Annotated in this window: 25 protein-coding genes; 13 read left to right on the top strand and 12 right to left on the bottom strand. The window is 71.4% G+C overall.

The window, feature by feature from the left end:
• The first annotated feature begins 7 nt into the window (after nucleotides 1–7).
• Genes J4573_RS31840 through J4573_RS31855 form a run of 4 tightly spaced genes read left to right on the top strand, consistent with a single transcriptional unit; the run spans nucleotide 8 to nucleotide 3,307 of the window.
• Complete coding sequence (locus tag J4573_RS31840; RefSeq protein ID WP_208259628.1) at nucleotides 8–406, top strand: 6-pyruvoyl trahydropterin synthase family protein; 399 nt, start codon at nucleotides 8–10, stop codon at nucleotides 404–406.
• Nucleotides 403–1,431, top strand: coding sequence for a glycosyltransferase family 4 protein (locus J4573_RS31845; RefSeq protein ID WP_208259629.1), 1,029 nt, complete (start codon nucleotides 403–405; stop codon nucleotides 1,429–1,431). The genes J4573_RS31840 and J4573_RS31845 overlap by 4 nt, the downstream gene beginning before the upstream one ends.
• Nucleotides 1,432–1,436: 5 nt before the next feature.
• Nucleotides 1,437–2,342, top strand: a complete 906-nt coding sequence (locus J4573_RS31850) for a class I SAM-dependent methyltransferase (RefSeq protein WP_307797086.1) — start codon at nucleotides 1,437–1,439, stop codon at nucleotides 2,340–2,342.
• Nucleotides 2,339–3,307, top strand: a complete 969-nt coding sequence (locus J4573_RS31855) for a lysylphosphatidylglycerol synthase transmembrane domain-containing protein (RefSeq protein WP_208259630.1) — start codon at nucleotides 2,339–2,341, stop codon at nucleotides 3,305–3,307. Before J4573_RS31850 ends, J4573_RS31855 begins: the two co-directional genes overlap by 4 nt.
• Here the strand turns inward: J4573_RS31855 and J4573_RS31860 are convergent.
• The 3 genes from J4573_RS31860 to J4573_RS31870 form a co-directional block, all read right to left on the bottom strand.
• On the bottom strand, nucleotides 3,224–3,910 hold the full coding sequence (locus J4573_RS31860; RefSeq protein ID WP_208259631.1) for a creatininase family protein: 687 nt from the start codon (nucleotides 3,908–3,910) through the stop codon (nucleotides 3,224–3,226). The genes J4573_RS31855 and J4573_RS31860 overlap by 84 nt on opposite strands.
• Complete coding sequence (locus J4573_RS31865; protein ID WP_208259632.1) at nucleotides 3,907–4,188, bottom strand: winged helix-turn-helix transcriptional regulator; 282 nt, start codon at nucleotides 4,186–4,188, stop codon at nucleotides 3,907–3,909. Before J4573_RS31865 ends, J4573_RS31860 begins: the two co-directional genes overlap by 4 nt.
• A 153-nt stretch (nucleotides 4,189–4,341) precedes the next feature.
• Nucleotides 4,342–5,529, bottom strand: a complete 1,188-nt coding sequence (locus J4573_RS31870; protein WP_208259633.1) for a lipase family protein — start codon at nucleotides 5,527–5,529, stop codon at nucleotides 4,342–4,344.
• Nucleotides 5,530–5,609: 80 nt separating this feature from the next.
• On the opposite strand from J4573_RS31870, the gene J4573_RS31875 reads away from it, so the two are divergent.
• Nucleotides 5,610–5,924, top strand: a complete 315-nt coding sequence (locus J4573_RS31875; RefSeq protein ID WP_208259634.1) for a hypothetical protein — start codon at nucleotides 5,610–5,612, stop codon at nucleotides 5,922–5,924.
• A 48-nt stretch (nucleotides 5,925–5,972) separates the two neighbouring features.
• On the opposite strand, the gene J4573_RS31880 is transcribed toward J4573_RS31875, so the two are convergent.
• The 4 genes from J4573_RS31880 to J4573_RS31895 all read right to left on the bottom strand — a co-directional run bounded on the left by J4573_RS31880 (nucleotide 5,973) and on the right by J4573_RS31895 (nucleotide 7,715).
• Nucleotides 5,973–6,416 carry a universal stress protein gene (locus J4573_RS31880; protein ID WP_208259635.1) on the bottom strand — a complete coding sequence of 148 codons (444 nt, stop codon included), beginning with the start codon at nucleotides 6,414–6,416 and terminating at the stop codon, nucleotides 5,973–5,975.
• 81 nt (nucleotides 6,417–6,497) lie between these two features.
• Nucleotides 6,498–6,917 (bottom strand): acyl-CoA thioesterase, encoded by a 420-nt coding sequence (locus J4573_RS31885; RefSeq protein WP_208259636.1) that lies wholly within the window; start codon nucleotides 6,915–6,917, stop codon nucleotides 6,498–6,500.
• Entirely contained in the window at nucleotides 6,910–7,212 is a 303-nt protein-coding gene (locus J4573_RS31890) for a hypothetical protein (protein ID WP_208259637.1), read from the bottom strand. The genes J4573_RS31885 and J4573_RS31890 overlap by 8 nt, the downstream gene beginning before the upstream one ends.
• Before the next feature lie 38 nt (nucleotides 7,213–7,250).
• Nucleotides 7,251–7,715 carry a MarR family winged helix-turn-helix transcriptional regulator gene (locus tag J4573_RS31895; protein WP_208259638.1) on the bottom strand — a complete coding sequence of 155 codons (465 nt, stop codon included), beginning with the start codon at nucleotides 7,713–7,715 and terminating at the stop codon, nucleotides 7,251–7,253.
• A gap of 76 nt (nucleotides 7,716–7,791) precedes the next feature.
• Here J4573_RS31895 and J4573_RS31900 point away from each other — a divergent pair, with 76 nt between their 5' ends.
• A complete protein-coding gene (locus J4573_RS31900; RefSeq protein WP_208259639.1) occupies nucleotides 7,792–8,163 on the top strand; it encodes a cupin domain-containing protein in 372 nt (123 codons plus the stop codon).
• 8 nt (nucleotides 8,164–8,171) lie between these two features.
• On the top strand, nucleotides 8,172–8,546 hold the full coding sequence (locus J4573_RS31905; protein WP_208259640.1) for a cupin domain-containing protein: 375 nt from the start codon (nucleotides 8,172–8,174) through the stop codon (nucleotides 8,544–8,546).
• Here J4573_RS31905 and J4573_RS31910 read toward each other — a convergent pair.
• Complete coding sequence (locus J4573_RS31910) at nucleotides 8,524–8,943, bottom strand: MerR family transcriptional regulator (RefSeq protein WP_208259641.1); 420 nt, start codon at nucleotides 8,941–8,943, stop codon at nucleotides 8,524–8,526. The two genes, J4573_RS31905 and J4573_RS31910, sit on opposite strands and share 23 nt — an antisense overlap.
• A 91-nt stretch (nucleotides 8,944–9,034) precedes the next feature.
• On the opposite strand from J4573_RS31910, the gene J4573_RS31915 reads away from it, so the two are divergent.
• Nucleotides 9,035–9,799 (top strand): amidohydrolase family protein, encoded by a 765-nt coding sequence (locus J4573_RS31915; protein ID WP_208259642.1) that lies wholly within the window; start codon nucleotides 9,035–9,037, stop codon nucleotides 9,797–9,799.
• A 23-nt stretch (nucleotides 9,800–9,822) separates the two neighbouring features.
• Here the strand turns inward: J4573_RS31915 and J4573_RS31920 are convergent, their stop codons facing one another.
• Nucleotides 9,823–10,935 (bottom strand): Gfo/Idh/MocA family protein, encoded by a 1,113-nt coding sequence (locus tag J4573_RS31920; protein ID WP_208259643.1) that lies wholly within the window; start codon nucleotides 10,933–10,935, stop codon nucleotides 9,823–9,825.
• 43 nt (nucleotides 10,936–10,978) lie between these two features.
• Nucleotides 10,979–12,358, bottom strand: a complete 1,380-nt coding sequence (locus J4573_RS31925) for an MFS transporter (RefSeq protein ID WP_208259644.1) — start codon at nucleotides 12,356–12,358, stop codon at nucleotides 10,979–10,981.
• 128 nt (nucleotides 12,359–12,486) lie between these two features.
• Between J4573_RS31925 and J4573_RS31930 the strand changes: the two genes are divergently transcribed.
• Nucleotides 12,487–13,146, top strand: a complete 660-nt coding sequence (locus J4573_RS31930) for a TetR/AcrR family transcriptional regulator (RefSeq protein WP_208259645.1) — start codon at nucleotides 12,487–12,489, stop codon at nucleotides 13,144–13,146.
• Here J4573_RS31930 and J4573_RS31935 read toward each other — a convergent pair.
• On the bottom strand, nucleotides 13,143–13,928 hold the full coding sequence (locus J4573_RS31935) for a putative protein N(5)-glutamine methyltransferase (RefSeq protein ID WP_208259646.1): 786 nt from the start codon (nucleotides 13,926–13,928) through the stop codon (nucleotides 13,143–13,145). The two genes, J4573_RS31930 and J4573_RS31935, sit on opposite strands and share 4 nt — an antisense overlap.
• A gap of 56 nt (nucleotides 13,929–13,984) precedes the next feature.
• Between J4573_RS31935 and lplAB the strand changes: the two genes are divergently transcribed.
• Together lplAB and gad are read left to right on the top strand one after the other, a co-directional pair.
• Nucleotides 13,985–15,049, top strand: coding sequence for a lipoate-protein ligase LplAB (lplAB, locus tag J4573_RS31940; RefSeq protein ID WP_208259647.1), 1,065 nt, complete (start codon nucleotides 13,985–13,987; stop codon nucleotides 15,047–15,049).
• Nucleotides 15,050–15,130: 81 nt separating this feature from the next.
• Complete coding sequence (gene gad / locus J4573_RS31945; RefSeq protein WP_208259648.1) at nucleotides 15,131–16,504, top strand: glutamate decarboxylase; 1,374 nt, start codon at nucleotides 15,131–15,133, stop codon at nucleotides 16,502–16,504.
• Between the two features lie 24 nt (nucleotides 16,505–16,528).
• Here gad and J4573_RS55520 read toward each other — a convergent pair whose 3' ends face one another.
• Nucleotides 16,529–17,299 carry a DoxX family protein gene (locus tag J4573_RS55520; protein WP_208259649.1) on the bottom strand — a complete coding sequence of 257 codons (771 nt, stop codon included), beginning with the start codon at nucleotides 17,297–17,299 and terminating at the stop codon, nucleotides 16,529–16,531.
• Between the two features lie 47 nt (nucleotides 17,300–17,346).
• On the opposite strand from J4573_RS55520, the gene J4573_RS31955 reads away from it, so the two are divergent.
• Nucleotides 17,347–18,849: a TerD family protein gene (locus J4573_RS31955; RefSeq protein WP_208259650.1), complete on the top strand. Its 1,503-nt coding sequence runs from the start codon at nucleotides 17,347–17,349 to the stop codon at nucleotides 18,847–18,849.
• 87 nt (nucleotides 18,850–18,936) lie between these two features.
• Nucleotides 18,937–19,599, top strand: a complete 663-nt coding sequence (locus J4573_RS31960) for a nitroreductase family protein (RefSeq protein WP_208259651.1) — start codon at nucleotides 18,937–18,939, stop codon at nucleotides 19,597–19,599.
• The last annotated feature ends 2 nt before the right edge of the window (nucleotides 19,600–19,601 follow it).

Below are 19,601 nucleotides of genomic sequence, written 5' to 3' on the forward strand. Positions count from 1 at the left end.
AACGCCCGTGTTCAGCATCACCGTCCGCGACCACATCATGGTCGCCCACAGTTTCCGCGGCGAGGTCTTCGGACCGGCGCAGCGGCTTCACGGCGCGACGTTCCTGGTGGACGCCACGTTCCGCCGCCCCGAGCTGGACGCCGACAACATCGTCGTGGACATCGGCCTGGCCACCCAGGAGCTCGGCGCGGTCATGGCCGCGCTCAACTACCGCAACCTCGACGACGAGCCCGCGTTCGCCGGGATCAACACCTCCACCGAGTTCTTGGCCAAGCACATCGCCGACCGTCTCGCCGACCGCGTCCACGAAGGCGCGCTGGGCGAGGGCGCACGCGGCCTCACCCAGATCGCCGTGACCCTCCACGAGTCCCACGTGGCCTGGGCGACCTACGAGCGCGACCTATGACGCCGGCCGAGGCGCTTCACTTCGTGGTGCCCGACGATCCCGCGCCGAGCGGCGGCAACGCCTACAACCGGCGGATCGCGGATGGCCTGGGCGTACGGGAGATCGCCGTTCCCGGGACGTGGCCGCGACCCGACGACGCCGCCAAGACAGGCCTCGCCCAGGCGCTGGCCGGTCTCCCGGACGGGGCCGCGGTCCTGATCGACGGGCTGGTCGCCTGCGGCGTGCCGGACGTGATCGTTCCGGCGGCGCGGCGGCTGCGGATCGCCGTGCTGGTGCATCTGCCGCTCGCCGACGAGATCGGCGTGGCCGGCGCCGCCGACCTGGACGTGCTCGAACGCAAGACGCTGCGTGCCGTCAGCACGGTCGTGACGACCAGCGACTGGGCGGCGCGGCGGCTGGCGTACGTGGGGCAGGTCCACGTCGTCCGCCCCGGAACGGACCCGGCGCCGCTGACCCCCGGCACCGACGGCTTCTCCCGCCTGCTGTGCGTCGCCTCGGTCACGCCGCGCAAGGGACAGGACCTGCTGGTCAAGGCCCTCGCGACCCTCGCCGACCTGCCCTGGACCTGCGACTGCGTCGGCCCCCTCGACCGCGACCCCGCGTACGCCGAACGCATCGCCGCGCTGATCGCCGAGCACGGCCTCGGCGACCGCCTCAGCCTCCGCGGCCCCCAGACCGGCGCGGCCCTCGCCGCCACCTACGCCGCCGCCGACCTGATGGTCCTGCCGTCGCGCGCCGAGACGTTCGGCATGGTCGTGACCGAGGCGCTCGCGCGCGGCGTCCCGGTCGTCGCCTCGGCCGTCGGCGGCGTGCCCGAGGCGCTCGGCGCGCTGCCCGGGATTCTCGTACCGCCGGATGACGCGTCCGCGCTGGCAGCGGGCCTGCGCCGCTGGCTGACCGAGCCGGAGCTGCGGGACGAACTGAGGAACTCAGCGTGGCTGCGCCGCGACGAATTGAACCCTTGGGAAGAGTCCGTGCGTGCAATGGGTGTCGTGATGAAGCAGTTGATCGAGGAGCCTTGTTGAGCGTCGTGACCGCCTTCAGTCCGGACTGGCTGGCCCTCCGCGAGAGCGCCGACGCCGCCGCCCGTTCCACCGAGCTGCTCGCGCCCCTGCGGAGGGACGAGCGGCGCCGGGTCATCCGCGACCTCGGCTGCGGCACGGGCTCGATGGGGCGCTGGCTGGCCGGACGGCTGAACGGCCCGCAGCACTGGATCCTGCATGACCGCGACCCCCTGCTGCTGGCCCGAGCCGTCGAGGGCATGAACGGCCTGACCGCCGCCGACGGCAGTCCCGTCACGACCGAGGTCCACGAGGGCGACCTCACGGACCTGCGCGGCGCCGACCTGGCGGGCGCCGACCTCATCACCGCATCCGCGCTCCTGGACCTGCTGACGTTCGAGCAGGTGGAGGGGCTCGCCGAGGCCTGCGTGCAGGCCGGGTGCCCGAGCCTGCTGACCTTGTCGGTCGTGGGGCGCGTCGAGCTCACGCCGTCCGACCCGTTCGACACCGACTTCGCCGCCGCGTTCAACGACCATCAGCGGCGCGGCCTGCTGCTCGGCCCGGACGCCCCGGACACCGCGGCCCAGGCGTTCGAACGCCGTGGAGCCGTCGTCCGCACCCGCCCCAGCCCGTGGCGGCTCGGCCCCGACCAGGCCGAGCTGGTCCGCGAATGGCTGCGCGGCTGGGTGGACGCGGCCGTCGAACGCCGCCCCGACCTGGACGGCGACGCCTACTTCCAGCGCCGCCTGGACAGCCTCGAGTCCGCCGTGGTCCACCACAGCGATCTCCTCGCCCTGCCTGAGGCCGCCCTGTTCGAGAACGCGCGGTCTGAGACCGTGCGGTCTGAGACCGTGCGGTCTGAGACCGTGCGGTCTGAGACCGTGCGGTCTGAGAACGTGCGGTCTGAGAACGTGCGGTCGGAGGGCGGCCGATGAAGGCGCTGCGGCTGCTCGCGGGCGCGGGCATTCTCCTCGTGCTGGCCTGGCGGCTCGGTACCGGCGCGTTCGTCGACGGCCTCCGCGTCATCGACCTGCCGTCGATCGCCGCCGCGCTCGGCGTCGGCCTGTTCACCACCGTGATGAGCGCGATGCGCTGGTGCCTGGTGGCGCGGCGGCTGGGCGACCCGCTGCCGCTCCGCACGGCGATCTCCGACTACTACCGCGCGCTGTTCCTGAACGCGGTGCTGCCCGCAGGCGTGCTCGGTGACGTCCACCGCGCCGTCACCAGGGGAGTGCGTGCCGTCGTGCTGGAACGCATGGCCGGGCAGGTGGTCCTCATCGTCGTGGGCCTTGCGGTCCTGTTCACCCGGCCCGCGCTCCTGTCGGCCGTCGCGCACGACCTGATGGTGGTCCTGGTGGCGGTCAGCGCTCTCCTTGCCGCGGTGGTGCTCGCCCTGGCCGCGTCCCGGTGGCGGCGCGCCCTCACGGTTTTCACGGCCGACGTACGGAAGGGCCTGCTGGCGCGCAACACCTGGCCGGGCGTCCTGGTCTTCTCGGCCGCCGCCCTCGCGGGCCACATCGGCCTCTTCGTCGTCGCGGCCCGTCAAGCGGGAGCCACCGCGCCCGTTGCTACCCTGGCCCCGCTCCTGCTGCTGGCCCTGCTGGTGATGGCCCTGCCTGTGAACGTCGGCGGCTGGGGCCCTCGCGAGGCGGTCACGGCCCTTGCGTTCGGTACGGCGGGCCTGGGCGCGCACCAGGGACTCACCGCGGCCGTGGTGTACGGCATCCTCGCGATGGTGGCGAGCCTGCCCGGCGTGGCCTTCCTCTTCGTGCGGCGGACTTTGCCCGCTTCGGCCGGTTCGGACGCTTCCGCTGCTTCAGCCGTCCAGGAGCGAGAAGTAGTCACCGAACGACTTGACGAGGCTGGCGAGAAGGTCCCGGCCCTTGTCGGGCGTGGCTAGCGATGGCCGTCCGACAACTCCGGTCGGGCTGTAGGCCTGAAGCCCCTTGGTGAGCATGTGCCTGCGGTCGTCGGCCAGGAAGTCGCTCGTCTCGTACCCGGACCGTACGACCTCCGGGTGCGCGTGCAGCAGGATGGACGTTTCGAGCTCCCCGGCATGCATGTCGCTGTCGAGCGAGGTCTCCAGCCGCGCCGCGCTATGGGCCGCCTGCCAGTCCTCGACTCCGGGGAACAGCGCGAGCCGACCCCCTGCCTCCTGAACGATATTGCCCAGCACGTAGTTGCCGCCGTGCCCGTTCACCAGCACCAGCCTGCCGTCGAACGACTCCGCGATGTCGCTCACGACCGCGTACAACGTCCGGGCAGAGATGCTGACCGTCCCAGGCCAGGCCGCATGCTCGTGCGAGCAGGAAATCGTGATCGGAGGCAGATGCAGCACCCGATACGAATCCGCGATCTCCTTGGCGATCGTGCACGCGATAATGGTGTCCGTGGCCAGCGGCAGGTAAGGCCCATGCTGCTCAAAGCTGCCGACCGGCAGCACCGCCACCGAAGCGCCCTGCTCCTTGACGACATCGGTGGTGTTCAACGGCAGCAGGTTCATGTCGTCCCCTCAAGGCTCGTGGCCCAGCGGTCCGACCACCGCGCAAGCGGCCGCAACGCCTCTTGCGCCTCCTGCCCGAGCTCGGTCAGCTCGTACCGGCCGTCCCCGTTCTGCGCGACGAGCCCCGCTTCGCCCAGCTCGACAAGCCGCTGCCGCAGCACGCTCGAGGACATGTTGTCGCAACGCTGCTGGAGCGGCCGGAACCCGATGGCCTCGTCACGCAGCTCCCAGAGGATCCGCAGCGCCCACTTGCGCCCGAACAGATCGAGCGCAGCCATCAACGGCCGCCCGGTCGACGACCCGCGTACCGGACGCCCCGGCGCTGGTGCGGCCACGATGCCTCCCTTCCGGAGGCACCGTCTCACCCCAGCTCATCGGGCACCACGCCAACCTCCGCCGCACCCCCACCCTAGAGCGTCCTCCACGACCCCCTAAGAACGGAGCCGGTCCTTGAGCCAGCCGACAAGCGCCGGAGTGTCGTAGTTGATGGTGGCGAAGTGCACTCCCAGCGGCTTTTCCTTGGGGACGCGCCCTGCCGGGATCAGCTCGTACTCCAGCGGCGTTTTCGGGTTGGTGTCCCCGAGCTCGTCCACCAGATCCGTCGTGCCCTTGAGGTCTCCGGGCGGATCGGCCTTGACCCGGTCGTCGTCGGCCGCCTGGGTGATCCTGATGGGAACGTCGATCTCCACGTCAGGATTCATCGCCGCCAGCTGCTCCTCGAACGCCCGCTGATGATCGTTGGGACTGTCCGGATAGTCGCCTTTGAACTGCAGGGTTCCGAGCACCCCTCCCCAGGAGTTCCTCTCGCTCAGACCCGCGCGGCATCGTTCGAAGACGTGCCCCCACCGGTTGTTGAACACGCCCTGGGCGAGCACCTCCCCGGGCTCGATCGAGGGGTCGCCGCCCATCGCGCCGCACAAGAACAGGGGCGTGAACGCGAGGCCCTCGTCGACCACCGGCAGCTTGGCGCCGACCCGCACAAGCCCCAGCGGATGGTTGGCCGGAGCGATCGCCGCGACGCCGGCCAGCTGCAACTCAGGCGCCCACCCCGAGGCGTAGTGCGCGGCGAACAGAGCCGCCTGCCCACCCTGTGAATGCCCCACGATGGCGAACGTCTGTGAGACCCGTTCCCCGAACATCACCCTGGCCGCGCGCACACTGTCCAGCACCCCGTACGCCTCGCTCTGCCCGAGCAGGTAAGGATGGACGCGATCGGTGGTCCCGAGCCCCTCGTAGTCGGTCATCACGACCGCCCATTTCTCGCGCAGGAACCGGTTGAGCATCGCCTGCGGATAGGCGTTCATCGGATGCGCCAGCGACCCCTCGGTGTCCCGCGACGGCGCGCACCCGTCCGCGACGCCCACGGTCCCGTGCGCCCAGGCGATCACCGGGAACCCGCCCGTCGGCGCCTCACCCCGCGGCAGAACGACGATCCCCGACACGGCGATCGGCTCCCCGCGCACGTTCTCCGACAGATAGAGGACCAGCCAGTTCTCGCCCTCCGACAGCTCGGCCACCGGATTGTCGAGGGGCCTGCTGTAGATCACGTCACCGGGCCGGCCGTCCGGCAGCGGTACGGGAGGTGTGTAGAAGAGATCGTCACGGGGTGCGTCGGTCATGGCTTTACTGAAGCTCTCAACTCCGGACTTGACTAGATGTAACCCGGCGGCCGGGACCGGCCGAGGGCTAGGGTGCGCGGATGGAGCCGGAGCCCCCGCTCGTTCGCGAACTCTTCCCTGACCTGGTCGCCGAACTCGTCACCCTCCTCGAGGAAGAGGGCGAACCCGGTCTCGCCATCGCCGCCCACGACCTCCGTCTGGTGGCCGAATGCGGCTGCGGCGACGACGTCTGCCAGAGCTTCTACTCCGCGCCCCGGCCGCCCGGCCAGAAGTACGGCCCCGGCCACCGCACCATCGCCCTCTCCCCGTCCACCGGCATGCTCCTCCTGGACGTCGTCAACGAACGCATCGTCTACGTAGAAGTCCTCAACCGCCCCAAACCCGAATCACCCTGACGAGAACGGTGCGCCGAGGAGGTCGGCGCACCACGTTTTTCCCGGGGGTTACTTGGCGGGGGGTACTACGAGGGTGGGGCGGTGGGCGTGGTGGAGGACGTGGTTGGAGACGCTGCCCAGGAGGACGGAGCGGATGCCGGCCAGGCCTCGGGAGCCGGTGACGATGACGGAGGCGTCGATCTCTTCGGCGGTCTCGACGATGGTGGCCCAGATGGACTGCTTGTCGGCCACGGAGCGGTAGGTGACCTCGGAGAAGCCGGCGGCCTTGGCGAGCTCGGCGCCCTCCTTGGCGGCGGACTCGGCGTAGGACTGGGCTTCGCCCTCGACGTCGGAGGGGAGCACGCTCAGGCCGATGGCGCCCTTGGCCAGTTGGACGAACAGGGGCTCCCAGACGCTGAGGATCACCGTGGGCTCCGGCGTCAGATGCTTGGCCGCGAACTCGATGGCGGTCTTGGCGTCTTCGGACCCGTCGTAGGCAATGAGGATGGCCATGGCCTTGCTCCCTTCACGTTTTTCTTGATCAGTAGAGCGTCGGGGAGCGGGGTGGCATTCCGGTTCGGAGTGTCTCGGGGGTCACATTCCCAGGAGGTCGGGGTGGGTCGCTCGGGATCGCCATTCGGTGGCGGGGGAGGCGACCAGGCGGCGGGCCTTGAGGTCCAGGAGGCCGCTGGTGTGGGCTACCTCGGCGGCCAGGCGGCCGTCGGCGTGGCGGAGCTCGTGGAGTACGCGGTAGGTCTTGCCGGTGCCCCACTCCCAGCGGCAGGAGACGTCCACCTGGTCGCCGCCGCGGAGCTCGCTGAGGTACTTGATCGAGGTCTCCAGGTTGACCGGGCCGAGGTTGTGGGTGAGCAGGTCGTCGACGTCGACGCCGGCCGCGCGCAGGCAGGCGTAGCGGCTCTGGTCGGCGTACTGGATGTACGAGGCGCCGCCCAGGTGCAGTTGCGGGTCGATCTCGTAGATGCGGACTTCGAGGCGGACGCTGAACTCAGTCATCGGTCGACTCCAGCCAGGTGCGTGAACGGTCGGTGAGGTAGCGGCGGCCGTCGTCGCGGACCTCCAGCCAGTCGCCGCGGGCCCAGCCGCCGGCGACCTGGGGGGAGAAGCCGTGCTTGCGGAACAGGGCGCTGGCCTCCGATCGCGTGAGGCCCCGGTCGCCCCATTCGGAGATGACCGCGCGGTAGCGGGCGTCCTCGGGGCGTTCGGCGGGGTCGGCGGTGATCGCGTCGGCCAGTTCGGCGAAGCCTGCGCTGATCTTGCGGAGGGCGGCGGCGATCCGGTCTTGCTCCATGGGAATAGGTTAGCAATTGCTAGCGATTGCTATGTGATTCAGGCCAGGGGGCGGAGCGTTCGGGTGAGGCCGTCGGGGGAGTCGGCTCGTTCGACGATGGTGATCAGGGCCTTGCGGAGGGCGGCGGCGGCCTCGGGGCCGATCTCGGTTGCCAGGTCGGCCTCGAACGCGTTGTGGAACTGGCTGCCGGAGGCCATGAGGGCGCGGGCCTGGTCGGTGAGGACGACGCGCTTGACCCGGCCGTCGGCGGGGTCGGGGCGGCGTTCGGCGTAACCGGCGTTCACCATCTCGTCGACCAGCTTGGCGGCGCCCTGGTGGGTCATGTCGAGGTGCTCGGCGAGCCGGCCGATCGTCAGGTCGTTCCGGGCGAGCACCTTGAACGCGTAGCCGAACGCGGACCGCAGGCCCGTGAAGCCCGCGGCGTCCAGGTGCTCGTGCAGCTCGCCGACGAACTGCTGGTAGGCGAGTCCGAGCAGGATGCCGAAGTCGATGTCGTGATCCATGCCGCCTCCGGGGTTGACTATTCTTCTACCTCAGTTGTACAACTGTGCTTGTACAACTTCGAGAGAGGAAGTTCTCGTGCCGATCATCCTAGGATCCACCGCCCCGACCTTCGACATGCCGAACGCCACGTTCACCGGGCTCGCCTCGCCGAGCCGCGGCTCCAAGGAGACCTGCGTGTGGAAGACGCGGGTCCACCCGGGGGGCGCGGGAGCGCCGCACTCGTTCGACCACGAGGAGGTGCTCGTCGTGGTGCGCGGGGCGGCCGTCGCCTCGCTGGACGGCGTCGAGCATCAGGTCGCGGTGGGCGACGCGATCGTCGTTCCGGCGGGCGTGATGTTCAGCATGGCCAACCCGCATGAGGAGCCGTTCGAGGCGGTCGTCTCGCTGCCGGTGGGCGCGATGGCGTTCATGAACGGTCAGTCGTTCGTTCCCGATCCCGCGAAGTGAGGTCCGGCATGCCGATCATTTCTGGAGCCGCGGCTCCGACGTTCAACGCGCCGCAGGCCACCTGCGTCGGGCTCGCCTCGCCGAGCCGGGGCGCGAAGGAGACCTGCGCCTGGCGCGCCACCATCGCGCCGGGCGCGGCCGGTCACGAGCACTCGGTCGAACGCGAGGAGATCTTCGTCGCGTTGGCGGGGGCGGGCCGCGTCACGATCGAGGGTGAAGTGCTGGCCTTGGGTGCCGGGGACGCGCTGGTCGTGCCTGCGCACACGCCGTTCAAGCTCGCCAACCCGGGGGACGAGCCGCTGGAGCTGGTGTGCGTGCTGCCGGTCGGGGCCCGGGCTTACGTGGCCGGCGAGGAGCCGTTCACTCCGCCCTGGGCTGAGTGAGAGTCGCGTCGGGTCCGGTGAGCGACGCGTCTGACCCGGTGAGAGTCGCGTCTGACTCGGTGAGAGTCGCGATGGTCTGGCGGAGGAGCCCGCGTGCCTCCGCCAGTTCGTCGGCGCGCTGATCGAGGGTGCGGAGGCGGTCGCGCAGGCTGTTCACCACACCCGGGCACGCGCTCAGGCCCTCGGGCGAGGCGCACGGCAGGACGTGCTTGATCGTCTTGGTGGTCAGGCCCGCCGCGAGCAGCCCCCGAACGCGCCGTACGGTCTCCACGGCGTCGTCGTCATAGTCGCGGTAGCCGTTCGGCCTGCGCCGGGAGCTGATCAGCTCCGCGCCCTCGTAGTAGCGGAGCAGGCGCTCGCTGACCCCGGTGCGGCGCGACAGTTCACCGATCAGCATGCGGGTCTCTCCAGCCTGAACGTCTTGACCTTCCAACGATGTCAACCGGCAACCCTGGCGGGACAGGAGACATTCCCGGAGGGGGAGAACGTTGATCATCGATGCGCACGCCCACGTGCACGACCCGGTCGAGGCGCACCTGGCGCTGCTGGACGAGGCGGGCGTGGACCGCGCGGTGCTGTTCGGCACGCGGCCGCATCCCGAACGGGCGACCGACCTGGAATCGCTGCGCAAGGAGATGGCGGCGCTGGACGCCGCCCTCAGCGGACGGGCCAGGGGATATGAGGACGCGTGGCGGGAGCTGGACGCCGCGCTGGAGAACGATCGCTTCATCGGGTTCCTGTCCGTTCCCCTGGACGCCGACGACGTCGAGGGCCTGGTCGAACGCGAGGTCGTCGCCCGGGGCATGCACGGGATCGGGGAGCTGACGCCGCCGCCCGGCGGCGCGGGCCTGATCGAGCCGGTGCTGCGCGCGGCCGCCGATCACCGGCTGCCCGTTGTCGTGCACGGCTTCGCGCCCACGACCGCGGACGACCTGAACACCCTCGCCGAGCTGTCGCGCCGGTACCCGCGGGCGCCGCTGGTCGTCAGCCAGCTGGGCGGCCTCAACTGGATGCGGGCCATCGAGCTCGTACGGGACACGCCCAGCATGTACCTGGAGCTGTCGACCGCGAACATCGTCTTCTCGGTCCGGCTGGCGATCCAGGAGATCCCCGACCGGACCCTGTTCGGCTCGGACGCCCCGTACGGCGATCCCGTCCTCGCCCGCGCCACCGTGGAACGGGTGACCCGGCCCGGCGAGGTACGGGATCGCGTGCTGGGCGGCACCGCCGCCGAGCTGCTCGGCCTCGGCTGAGCCGCTCGGCCTCGGCTGACCGGCTAAGAGCCCTGGACGGGGCGGCGGGTGCCGGTGGCGGCGGACTCGCGCACGGCGTCCAGGACGCGGTGGACGCGGACGCCGGCCTCGAAGTCGGGCACGGAGTGCACGCCCTGCTCGATGTCGTCGCCCAGGTGGCGGTAGAAGCGCGCGACGTTGGCGACCTCCGTGGCCTCGGCGCCCTCCGGGACCCACAGATGGCGCTCGGGGATGGCGATCTCCGTACGCGTGCCGTCCGCGAGCCCGCCGCCCAGCAGCCGCAGCTCACCGAGCTGCAGGCCCATCGCCGCGCCCGGTCCCGAGGAGACGATCGTGAGGTCGCCCTCGGTGCCGGAGATCTCGATGCGGGTCTGCGGGTCGGTCGTCTTGGCGTAGTGCACGTGCGCCGACAGAACGGCGCCGGAGGAGAGCGCGCCGGTGAGGGCGACCTGGTCGGGGCTGGTGACGGTGATCTGCTCGCCCGTCTCCTCGACCGTGTAGGACGGGCGCTGGATCGACAGCCGGGCCGACACCTCGGCGATCGGCGAGGTCATGAACTCGACGGCGTCCAGGTGGTGGCCGCCAGCGACCTCCAGAGTCCCGGCGCCGTTGTCCTTGTCCAGGGTGTACGTGGTCCAGCCCGGCAGGCTCGTCCCGGCGCCCTTGGTCAGGGCCGCGTAGACGTTCACGGAGGTCACCCGGCCGATGTCGCCGTTCGCGATCAGCTCGCGGGCGTGGGCGACGGCGGGGGCGTAGCGGGCCTGCAAGCCGACGAAGTTCCGCACGTTCTTCGACAGCGCGACCAGAGCCTCGGCCTCAGCCGTCGTACGGGTCAGCGGCCACTCGGAGAAGACGTGCTTGCCCGCGTCCAGCGCTGCGCGCACGAGCGTGTCGTGCGCCGGGACCTTCACCGTGATGACGACGAGGTCGACGTCGGGGTGCGCGGCCAGCTCGCCCGGGTCGGTGAACGCGTGCGGGACGTCGAAGAGGCGCGCGGCCTTCTGGGCGCTCTCGGTACGGCTCGTGCCGACGGCCGTGATCTCGAACGCGTCGAGCGCCCGCAGAGCGGGGATGTGGGCGCGGGCGGCCCAGCCGCGGTCGGGGCTGGCGCCGATGATTCCAACGCGGATCGTCATTGGTCTTTCTCCTGTCCGACTTCTGACTGCTCTGACTGAGTGCTCAGGCCGCGTGCGCGTGAGTGCGGGTGGGGACGGTGGCGGGCTTGGCGGCGCGGTCGCGGATGAGGCGCCAGGCGATCAGCGCACCGGCCAGGTAGGCGGCGCCGACCAGGAGGAACGAGACGGTCGCCCCGGTGCCCCAGCTCGGCGTGACGGCGAGGACGACGCCCATCGACGCGATGCCGACGAGCGAGCCGACCTGGCGGTTGGCGTTCAGGACCGACCCGGCGACGCCTGCGTGCTCGGTGCCGGCGGCGTTCACCATGGCGGCCGTCATGGCGGGGGAGATGATGCCGCCCGCGATGCTGGTCAGGGCGAGGCCGGCGGCCAGCATCCAGTACGGGGTGGACGGCGACAGTGCGGCCAGGAAGAGCGACGCGGCCCCGGCCACCAGGAGCGACACGGCCAGCAGCGGGCCCGCCGGGAGGCGGCCGGAGACGCGGGCGAAGACGATGTTGCTGATCGGGATGAACAGCGTCAGCGGCAGGATCTCCAGCCCGGCCTGCAGCGGGCTCGCGCCGCGGGCGTGCTGCACGTACAGGCCGACCATGAACAGCGCGCCGTAGAACGCGGCGTTGAAGAGGAAACCGACCGCGTTGGAGCCGGTGAAGCTCGGGCGGCGGAACAGCGCCCACGGCAAGACGGGGTTGGCGGTACGGCGTTCACGGGCGACGAGCAGCGCGGCGGCCACCAGCGCGGCGGCGACCGACGCGACGACCGGGACGGCGGTCCAGCCGAGCTGCGGGCCCTCGATCAGCGCGAAGCTCAGCCCGGCCAGGATGACGATGACCGCGCCGTGGCCGGGTGCCGCGAGCGGCTTGGTGCCCGGGGCGGTGGCGGCGATGTGGCGGCGGGTGAGGAGCATCCCGGCGACGCCGACCGGCAGGTTGATCAGGAAGATGCTGGGCCAGCCGAACGCGCCGACCATGACGCCGCCGACCGTCGGGCCGAGCGCCATGGACGAGGACACGATCGCCGACCAGATGCCGAGGACCTTGGTGCGTTCACGGGCGTCGGGGAAGGCACGCACCAGGAGCGCGAGGCTGCTCGGCATGAACAGCGCCGCCCCGGCGCCCTGCAGGAGCCGCGCGCCGATCAGGGCCTCGACGGTCGGCGCGAGCGCGGAGGCCAGCGAGGCGACCACGAAGATCGCCATGCCCCACAGGTAGACGCGCCGGGTGCCGATCCGGTCGCCGAGGCCGCCCGCGAGCATGAGCAGGGCCGCGAACGTCAGCACGTAGCCGTCGACCGCCCAGGTCAGCTGGGACAGCGAGGCGTGCAGGTCCTTCTGGATGGTGGCGCCGGCGACCTGCATCACGGTGGCGTCCAGGCTCGCCATCACGAACCCGGCGGCCAGCGCCGTGATCTTCATTGCGGACATGGGGGACCTCGCGATTCAGGGAAGCTAACCGGACAACTCGCGTCCGGTTCGAGTCACGCTAACGGAAGCGGACGCGATCTGTCCACTTAAATCGGACTGGTCGCGTCCGCTTTTGCTAGCCTGGCCGCATGAGCCCGTCCCCGACCCCGCCCGCGCCGCCCGCGCCGCCCGCTCCGACCGCCGTGGACAGCCTGCTGGACGACGGTTCCGGCCGCCTGCCGCGCGCCGACGCGCGGCGCAACGTGGAACGGCTGGTCGCCGCCGCCCGCGAGGCCGCCCAAGAGGGCGGGGAGATCACCGCGCACGAGATCGCCCGGCGCGCGGGGGTCGGCGTGGGCACGTTCTACCGCCGGGTCGGCTCGCTGGAGGAGCTGCTCAAGGCCGTCCTGAACGAGGTGCTCGCCGAGATCATCGGCATCGGCGACCGCGGGCTGGCCGACCCCGACCCCTGGGCGGGCTTCGGCACGTTCGCCGCCAGCTACACGCGCCTGCGGAACGAGCTCTGCGACGTCAACAAGGCCCTCGGGAACGTGCTCGACCACTCGCGCGCCGAGCTCCGCGACCGCATCCAGGCGCTCGTCGAACGCGCCCAGGCGGCCGGCGTGATGCGGCGCGACATCGCCTGGGAGGACGTGGCGTTCCTGATGATCTCGGTCTCGACCGGCGACCACACGCTCGGCCTGCGTGCCGGGGAACGCCAGTGGGACCGCAACCTCCAGGTGATCCTGGACGGCCTGCGCACCCCCGAGCCGACCGAGCTCCCGGGAAAGCCCCCGACGCTGGGCTAAGCGGAAGGGCGGGTGCCGATCACGACCGTGGCGCCCATCTCGTCGTCCTCTGCCACCCGCGCGTTCAGGCCCGATCGTTCGACGGCCTCGATCGCGGACGGCACCTGGCGTTCGCTGGTCTCGAAGAGCAGGTGGCCGCCGGGCGCCAGCCACAGCGGCGCCGCCCCGGTCACGCGGCGCAGCACGTCCAGCCCGTCGGCGCCGCCGTCGAGCGCCACCCGGTGCTCATGGTCACGCGCCTCGGACGGCAGCAGCTCCACGTCACCGGTCGGCACGTACGGAACGTTGCACAGCAGCACGTCCACGCGGCCCATCAGCGACGGCGGCAGCGCCTCATAAAGATCACCCTCATAGACGTGGCCGTCAGCGGCGCTGTCGGCGACGTTGCGGCGCGCGCACGCCACGGCCGCCGGATCGACGTCGGCGGCGTGCAGCTCGGCGACCTCCACCATCGAGGCCAGTGCGAGCCCCAGCGCGCCCGTTCCGCAGCACAGGTCCACCACCACGGGCCGTTCGACCGCCAAGCCCGCGGCCTGCCGGACCAGGAACTCCGTACGGCGGCGCGGGACGAAGACACCCGGCGCCACCGCGACGCGCAGCCCGCAGAACTCCGCCCACCCGAGGACGTACTCCAGCGGCTCGCCCGCGGCCCGCCGCTCGACCATGGCGTCCAGCTCTTTCGAGGCCGAGGCGGCGCCGATCAGCAGGTCGGCCTCTTCCTCGGCGAACACGCAACCGGCCGCCCGCAGGCGGGACACGATGGAAGAGGCGGATGTCAGCATGAGGCGCCCACACTATCTGGGGGAATCCGGCTGATCTCAACGCGGTTGGGGTGGACGTGGCACACGGTGAACATCACGGTGAATACAAGGCTCCCGGCGGCAAGCTCGTCGCGGTGGATCTCGACGTGCAGGACGGCCTGCTGCGCGACGTCGGGGTGAGCGGGGACTTCTTCCTGGAGCCCGACGACGCGCTGGACGCCATCAACCGCGCCGTCGAGGGCGCTCCGGCCGCCGCCGAGGCGCGCGACATCACGGCGCGGATCACCGCCGCGCTGCCCGAGGGCACGGTCATGCTGGGCCTGTCCGCCGAGGCCGTGGCCATCGCCGTACGCCGCGCCTTGACCAGCGCCTCGGACTGGCGCGACCACGACTGGCGGCTGATCCACGAGGCGCCGCAGGAGCCCGCCCTCCACATGGCGCTGGACCAGGTCCTCGCCGAGGAGGTCGGCGCGGGCCGCCGCCCGCCGACGCTGCGGGTCTGGGAGTGGGCGTCCAACTCGGTGATCATCGGCAGCTTCCAGTCGCTCCGGAACGAGGTGGACGCCGAGCAGGCCGCCCGCCACGACGTCACGGTCGTGCGCCGGATCAGCGGCGGCGGCGCGATGTTCGTCGAGCCCGGCAACACCATCACCTACTCGCTGTACGCGCCCGCGTCGCTGGTCGCCGGCATGTCGTTCGCCGAGAGCTACGCCTACCTCGACGACTGGGTGCTGGGCGCGCTCGGCGACCTCGGCATCAAGGCCTGGTACCAGCCGCTGAACGACATCGCCTCCGCCAAGGGCAAGATCGCCGGGGCCGCGCAGAAGCGCCTGGCCTCCGGCGCCGTGCTGCACCACGTGACCATGGCGTACGACATCGACGCCGACAAGATGACCCAGGTCCTGCGGATCGGCCGGGAGAAGATCTCGGACAAGGGGATCGCCAGCGCCAACAAGCGCGTGGACCCGCTGCGCAGCCAGACCGGGCTGCCCCGCGAGGAGATCATCGAGCGGATGATCGCCCACTTCCGCGCCCGCTACGGCCTGACCGGCGACCGGCTCACCGAGGGTGAGCTGACCCGGGCCGCCAAGCTGGCCGCGGAGAAGTTCGACGACCGGAACTGGACGGCGCGTATCCCCTGATCAGGCCGTTTTTCCATCGGCTCGGGCAAACGAATGGCAACGACCGCATTCGGCGCGAACCGCCCGGGGTAGTTCGTCGGCATGCCACTGCATCAGGTCTCGGGCAAGGACGCGGCCGGCGCCGGCGATCTCTACACGTCCGCGCTGAGCGAGAACGTCCTGCCGAAGCGGCGGATGCCCGACGAGCACTCGGACTCCCGCGCCGCGTACGAGGTGATCCACAACGAGCTGCTGCTGGACGGGAACGCGGCCCAGAACCTCGCCACGTTCTGCACCACCTGGAGCAGCGAGGAGGTCCGGCTGCTGATGGCCGAGTGCCTCGACAAGAACATGATCGACAAGGACGAGTACCCGCAGACCGCCGAGATCGAGTCGCGCTGCGTGCACATCCTCGCCGACCTGTGGAACGCGCCCGCCGACACCGGCACGATGGGCTGCTCCACCACCGGGTCCAGCGAGGCCGCCATGCTCGGCGGGCTCGCGCTCAAGTGGCGGTGGCGGCAGCGGCGGCAGGCCGAGGGCAAGCCCGCCGACCGGCCGAACCTCGTCTGCGGTCCCGTCCAGATCTGCTGGGAGAAGTTCGCCCGCTACTTCGACGTGGAACTGCGGCAGGTGCCGCTGGAGAAGGGCGCGACCGGGCTGCGGCCGCACCAGCTGCGCGAGTACGTGGACGAGAACACCATCGGCGTGGTCGCGATCCTCGGCGTCACCTTCACCTGCGACTACGAGCCGGTCGAGGAGCTCTCCAAGGAACTGGACGCCATCCAGGCAACCACGGGCCTGGACGTTCCGATCCACGTGGACGCGGCCAGCGGCGGCTTCATCGCCCCGTTCCTCCACCAGAACCTGGTCTGGGACTTTCGGCTGCCACGTGTCGCGTCCATCAACGCCTCCGGGCACAAGTACGGGCTCGCGCCGCTCGGCGTGGGCTGGGTGGTGTGGCGGACGGCCGACCTGCTGCCCGAGGACCTGATCTTCCGGGTGAACTACCTCGGCGGCGACATGCCGACGTTCGCGCTCAACTTCTCCCGGCCCGGCGGCGAGATCATCGCCCAGTACTTCCAGTTCGTACGGCTCGGCCGCGAGGGCTACACCAAGGTGCAGCAGGCCTGCGCGGACTCCGCGCAGTACCTGGCCGGGCGCATCGCGGACATGGGCCCGTTCGAGCTGCTCTACGACGGGCAGGGCGCGCTGCCCGCGATCTCCTACACGCTGCGCGAGGGCGCCGCGTTCACGCTGTACGACCTGACCGAGCAGCTGCGCACGCGCGGCTGGCAGGTCCCCGCGTACCCGCTGCCGCCCGACCGGGACGACACCACGATCCAGCGGGTGCTGGTCCGGCACGGCATCGGCCGCGACGAGATCTCGCTGCTCGCCGACGACATCGAACGGTGTCTCAAGCGGCTCAGCACAGGCTCCACAGGCGCGCCCGCCCAGCCGGGATTCCACCACTGACGGCCGGCCGGCCGTCTCGGAGGATCACTGTGAGGAGTCGTCCTTCTCGGGCTTCCCGCCGTGGTCGCGCTTGATCGGCTGGGTCGTGGAGGAGGGGGAACGGCGCTTGCGGCGGCGGCCCGCGACCAGCTTGTCGTCGTCGAGGATCTCCGCCGCCGTCCGGGGCTCGGTGGCGGTCGCGGCCTCCGCGACCGTACGGCCCTCGGGTGCCGAACGGGGCGGGGGCGGCGGGGCGGCCGGCGCCTTCTTGGGAGCGGCGGGGAGTTCGGGGGCGGGGGACACCGGGACGGTCTCGGCACGTTCGGCGGCCTGGATCGCCTCGATGACCGTCTGTTCCCCGGGTTCGAAGAAGTCATCGCGGTCGCGGTCGCCGCGGCGCCGGCGGCCGGACAGCCAGGTGTCCAGGGTCAGGCGGCCGCCGCCGCCCAGGGCGAACACCAGGCTCGCCAGGCCGAGGACCAGGACCAGCTCGTAGCCGTTCTTGACCTTGGTCCCGTCCACCAGGAACAGGCCGTTGTCGGCGTGCACGAAGACCAGCGCGCCCGCCATATCGAGGAAAAGGAGCGTTCCCGCAACGGGGAGGCCGATCCCGGCGATCAGGGCCGCACCGCCCAGGAGCTCGGCGAACGCGGCATAGGCGGCCGAGAAGGTGGGCGCCGGAACGCCCATGTCGTCGAAGCTGCGGCCCGTGGCGGTGATGCCCGCCTCGAGCTTCTGCCAGCCGTGGGCGATGAAGACGACCCCGACCCCGAGCCGGGCCAGGAACGCTGCGACGTCGTACGTCCGTTCACGCATGGAGGTCAGAGTAGGTTGGGGACGTTGGACGAGGAAGAGGTGCGGAGATGTCGATGCAGAAGGGCGCCAACACGCCGGTGCCGGTTCCGTCGGTACGGGTCGAGCTTGGCTGGCAGAGCGGCATGGGGGTGCCCGACGCCGATGCCTCGGCCCTCCTGCTCACCGACATGGGCAAGGTGCGCTCGGACGATGACTTCGTCTTCTACAACCAGCCCGCTCACGGCTCCGGTTCGGTGCGCCACGAGGGCAAGCAGCGCGGCGCGACCGTGACGGACGTGCTCGCGGTCGACCTCGGCCGGGTCGAGCCCGGCATCGACAAGATCGTGATCGCGGCCTCGTCGGACGGCGGCACGTTCGGCCAGTTCCAGGGCCTGTACGTGCGCGTCCTGGACGCGGCCGGCGGCAGCGAGGTCGCCCGCTTCGACAGCCCGGGCGCGACCACCGAGACCGCGTTCGTGCTGGGCGAGCTCTACCGCAGGCAGGGCGCCTGGAAGTTCCGGGCCGTCGGGCAGGGCTACGACTCGGGTCTGGCGGGTCTGGCCACCGACTTCGGCATCACGGTCGACGACCCGGGCGAGGCCGCACCCCCGCCGCCGCCCGCTCAGCCTGCGCAGCCCGTTCAGCCTCCGGCGCCTGCCCAGGCCGCGCCGCCCGCGCCGCCCGCGCCCGGCCAGTTCGCGCCGCCGCCTCCGCCGCCCGGGGGCCAGTACATGCCGCCTCCGCCACCGCCGGGAGGCCAGTACCAGCCGCCGCCCCCGCCGCCTGGAGGGCAGTACGCGCCGCCGCCTCCGCCCGGGGGTCAGTTCCAGCCGCCTCCGCCCGGGGGTCAGTTCCAGCCGCCTCCGCCGCCCGGCGGTCAGTACCAGCCGCCCCCGCCGCCCGCCGCGCCAGCGCAACCCGCGCAGCCGGCGCCCGCGGGCGGGAAGATCTCGCTGACCAAGAACTCGCCGTCGGTGTCGCTGACCAAGCAGGGCGCGACGTCCGGGCACATGCGGGTGAACCTCAACTGGCAGGCCCGGGAGGGCGTGGCCAAGGGGATGTTCGGCAAGCGCCGCCGCGGCTACGACCTCGACCTTGACCTGTGCTGCCTGTGGGAGCTGCAGGACGGGCGCAAGGGCATCATCCACGCGGTGGGCGACATGGGCGCCCTCGACCGGCCCCCGTTCATCCAGCTGGACAAGGACGACCGCACGGGCGCGGTCGAGTCCGGCGAGAACATGACGATCAACCTGGACTTCACCGACAAGTTCAAGCGGATCCTGGTGTTCGCCGAGATCTACGACGGCGCCGACGACTTCCGCGGGCTGGACGCGGTCGCCACGCTGTACCCGATCGGGGCGCCGCCGATCGAGATGCGCACCGACGACTGCGTGGACGCCTCCCGCGACGTCGTGCTCGCGCTGATCGAGAACGTCGGCGGCGAGCTGGTCGTGCACCGCGAGGGCCGCTATGTGCTGCCGCCGCCCGGCCGGCCGCGCTGGGGCAAGATGAGCGTCGACCAGGCCTACAACTGGAACCTGGAGTGGGTCGCCTCCCGCGGCAAGGGCTGAGCCTCCTGCGGCACGGCCGGGGCGACGCGGCACGGGCCGAGCCGACGCTGGTTGTCGGGGGAGGCCGGGCGCGGTAGGAAATGATCTATGAGCAGCTCACCGGAGTACCCGGTCGTCCCCGCGCCGCGCTTCGACGTGCCGCACGACGAGGCGACCAGGCGCGTGGAGGCCTTCGCCGACACGATGAACCTGCGGCGGACGGTCCGTGACTTCGCCGGGCGGACGATCCCGGACGGCGTGATCGAGGACGCGGTCCGGGCGGCGGCCACGGCGCCGAGCGGGGCCAACATCCAGCCGTGGCGGTTCGTGGTCATCACCGACCCCGACCGCAAGCGGCGGCTGCGCGAGGCCGCCGAGGTCGCCGAACGCGAGTTCTACGAACGGCGCGCCTCCCCGGAATGGCTGGCGGCGCTGGCGCCGATCGGCACCGACTGGCGCAAGCCGTTCCTGGAGGAGGCGCCCGCCGTCATCGTGGTGTTCGAGGTGCACAAGGGCCCGCACACGCCGCGGCCTTACTACGTCAAGGAATCGGTCGGGATCGCGGTCGGGTTCCTGCTGGCCGCGCTGCACCAGGCCGGGCTGGCCACGCTGACGCACACCCCGAGCCCCATGAAGTTCCTGAACGAGGTGTGCGAGCGCCCGCAGGAGGAACGGGCCTACGTGGTGATCCCGGTCGGCTATCCGGCCGACGACGCGATGGTGCCCGACATCACCCGCAAGCCCGTCGACGAGGTCCTCATACGGCTGTGATG

Origin of the sequence: Actinomadura barringtoniae (genome assembly GCF_017573505.1) — a bacterium.
Taxonomy (GTDB): Bacteria; Actinomycetota; Actinomycetes; order Streptosporangiales; family Streptosporangiaceae; genus Spirillospora; species Spirillospora barringtoniae.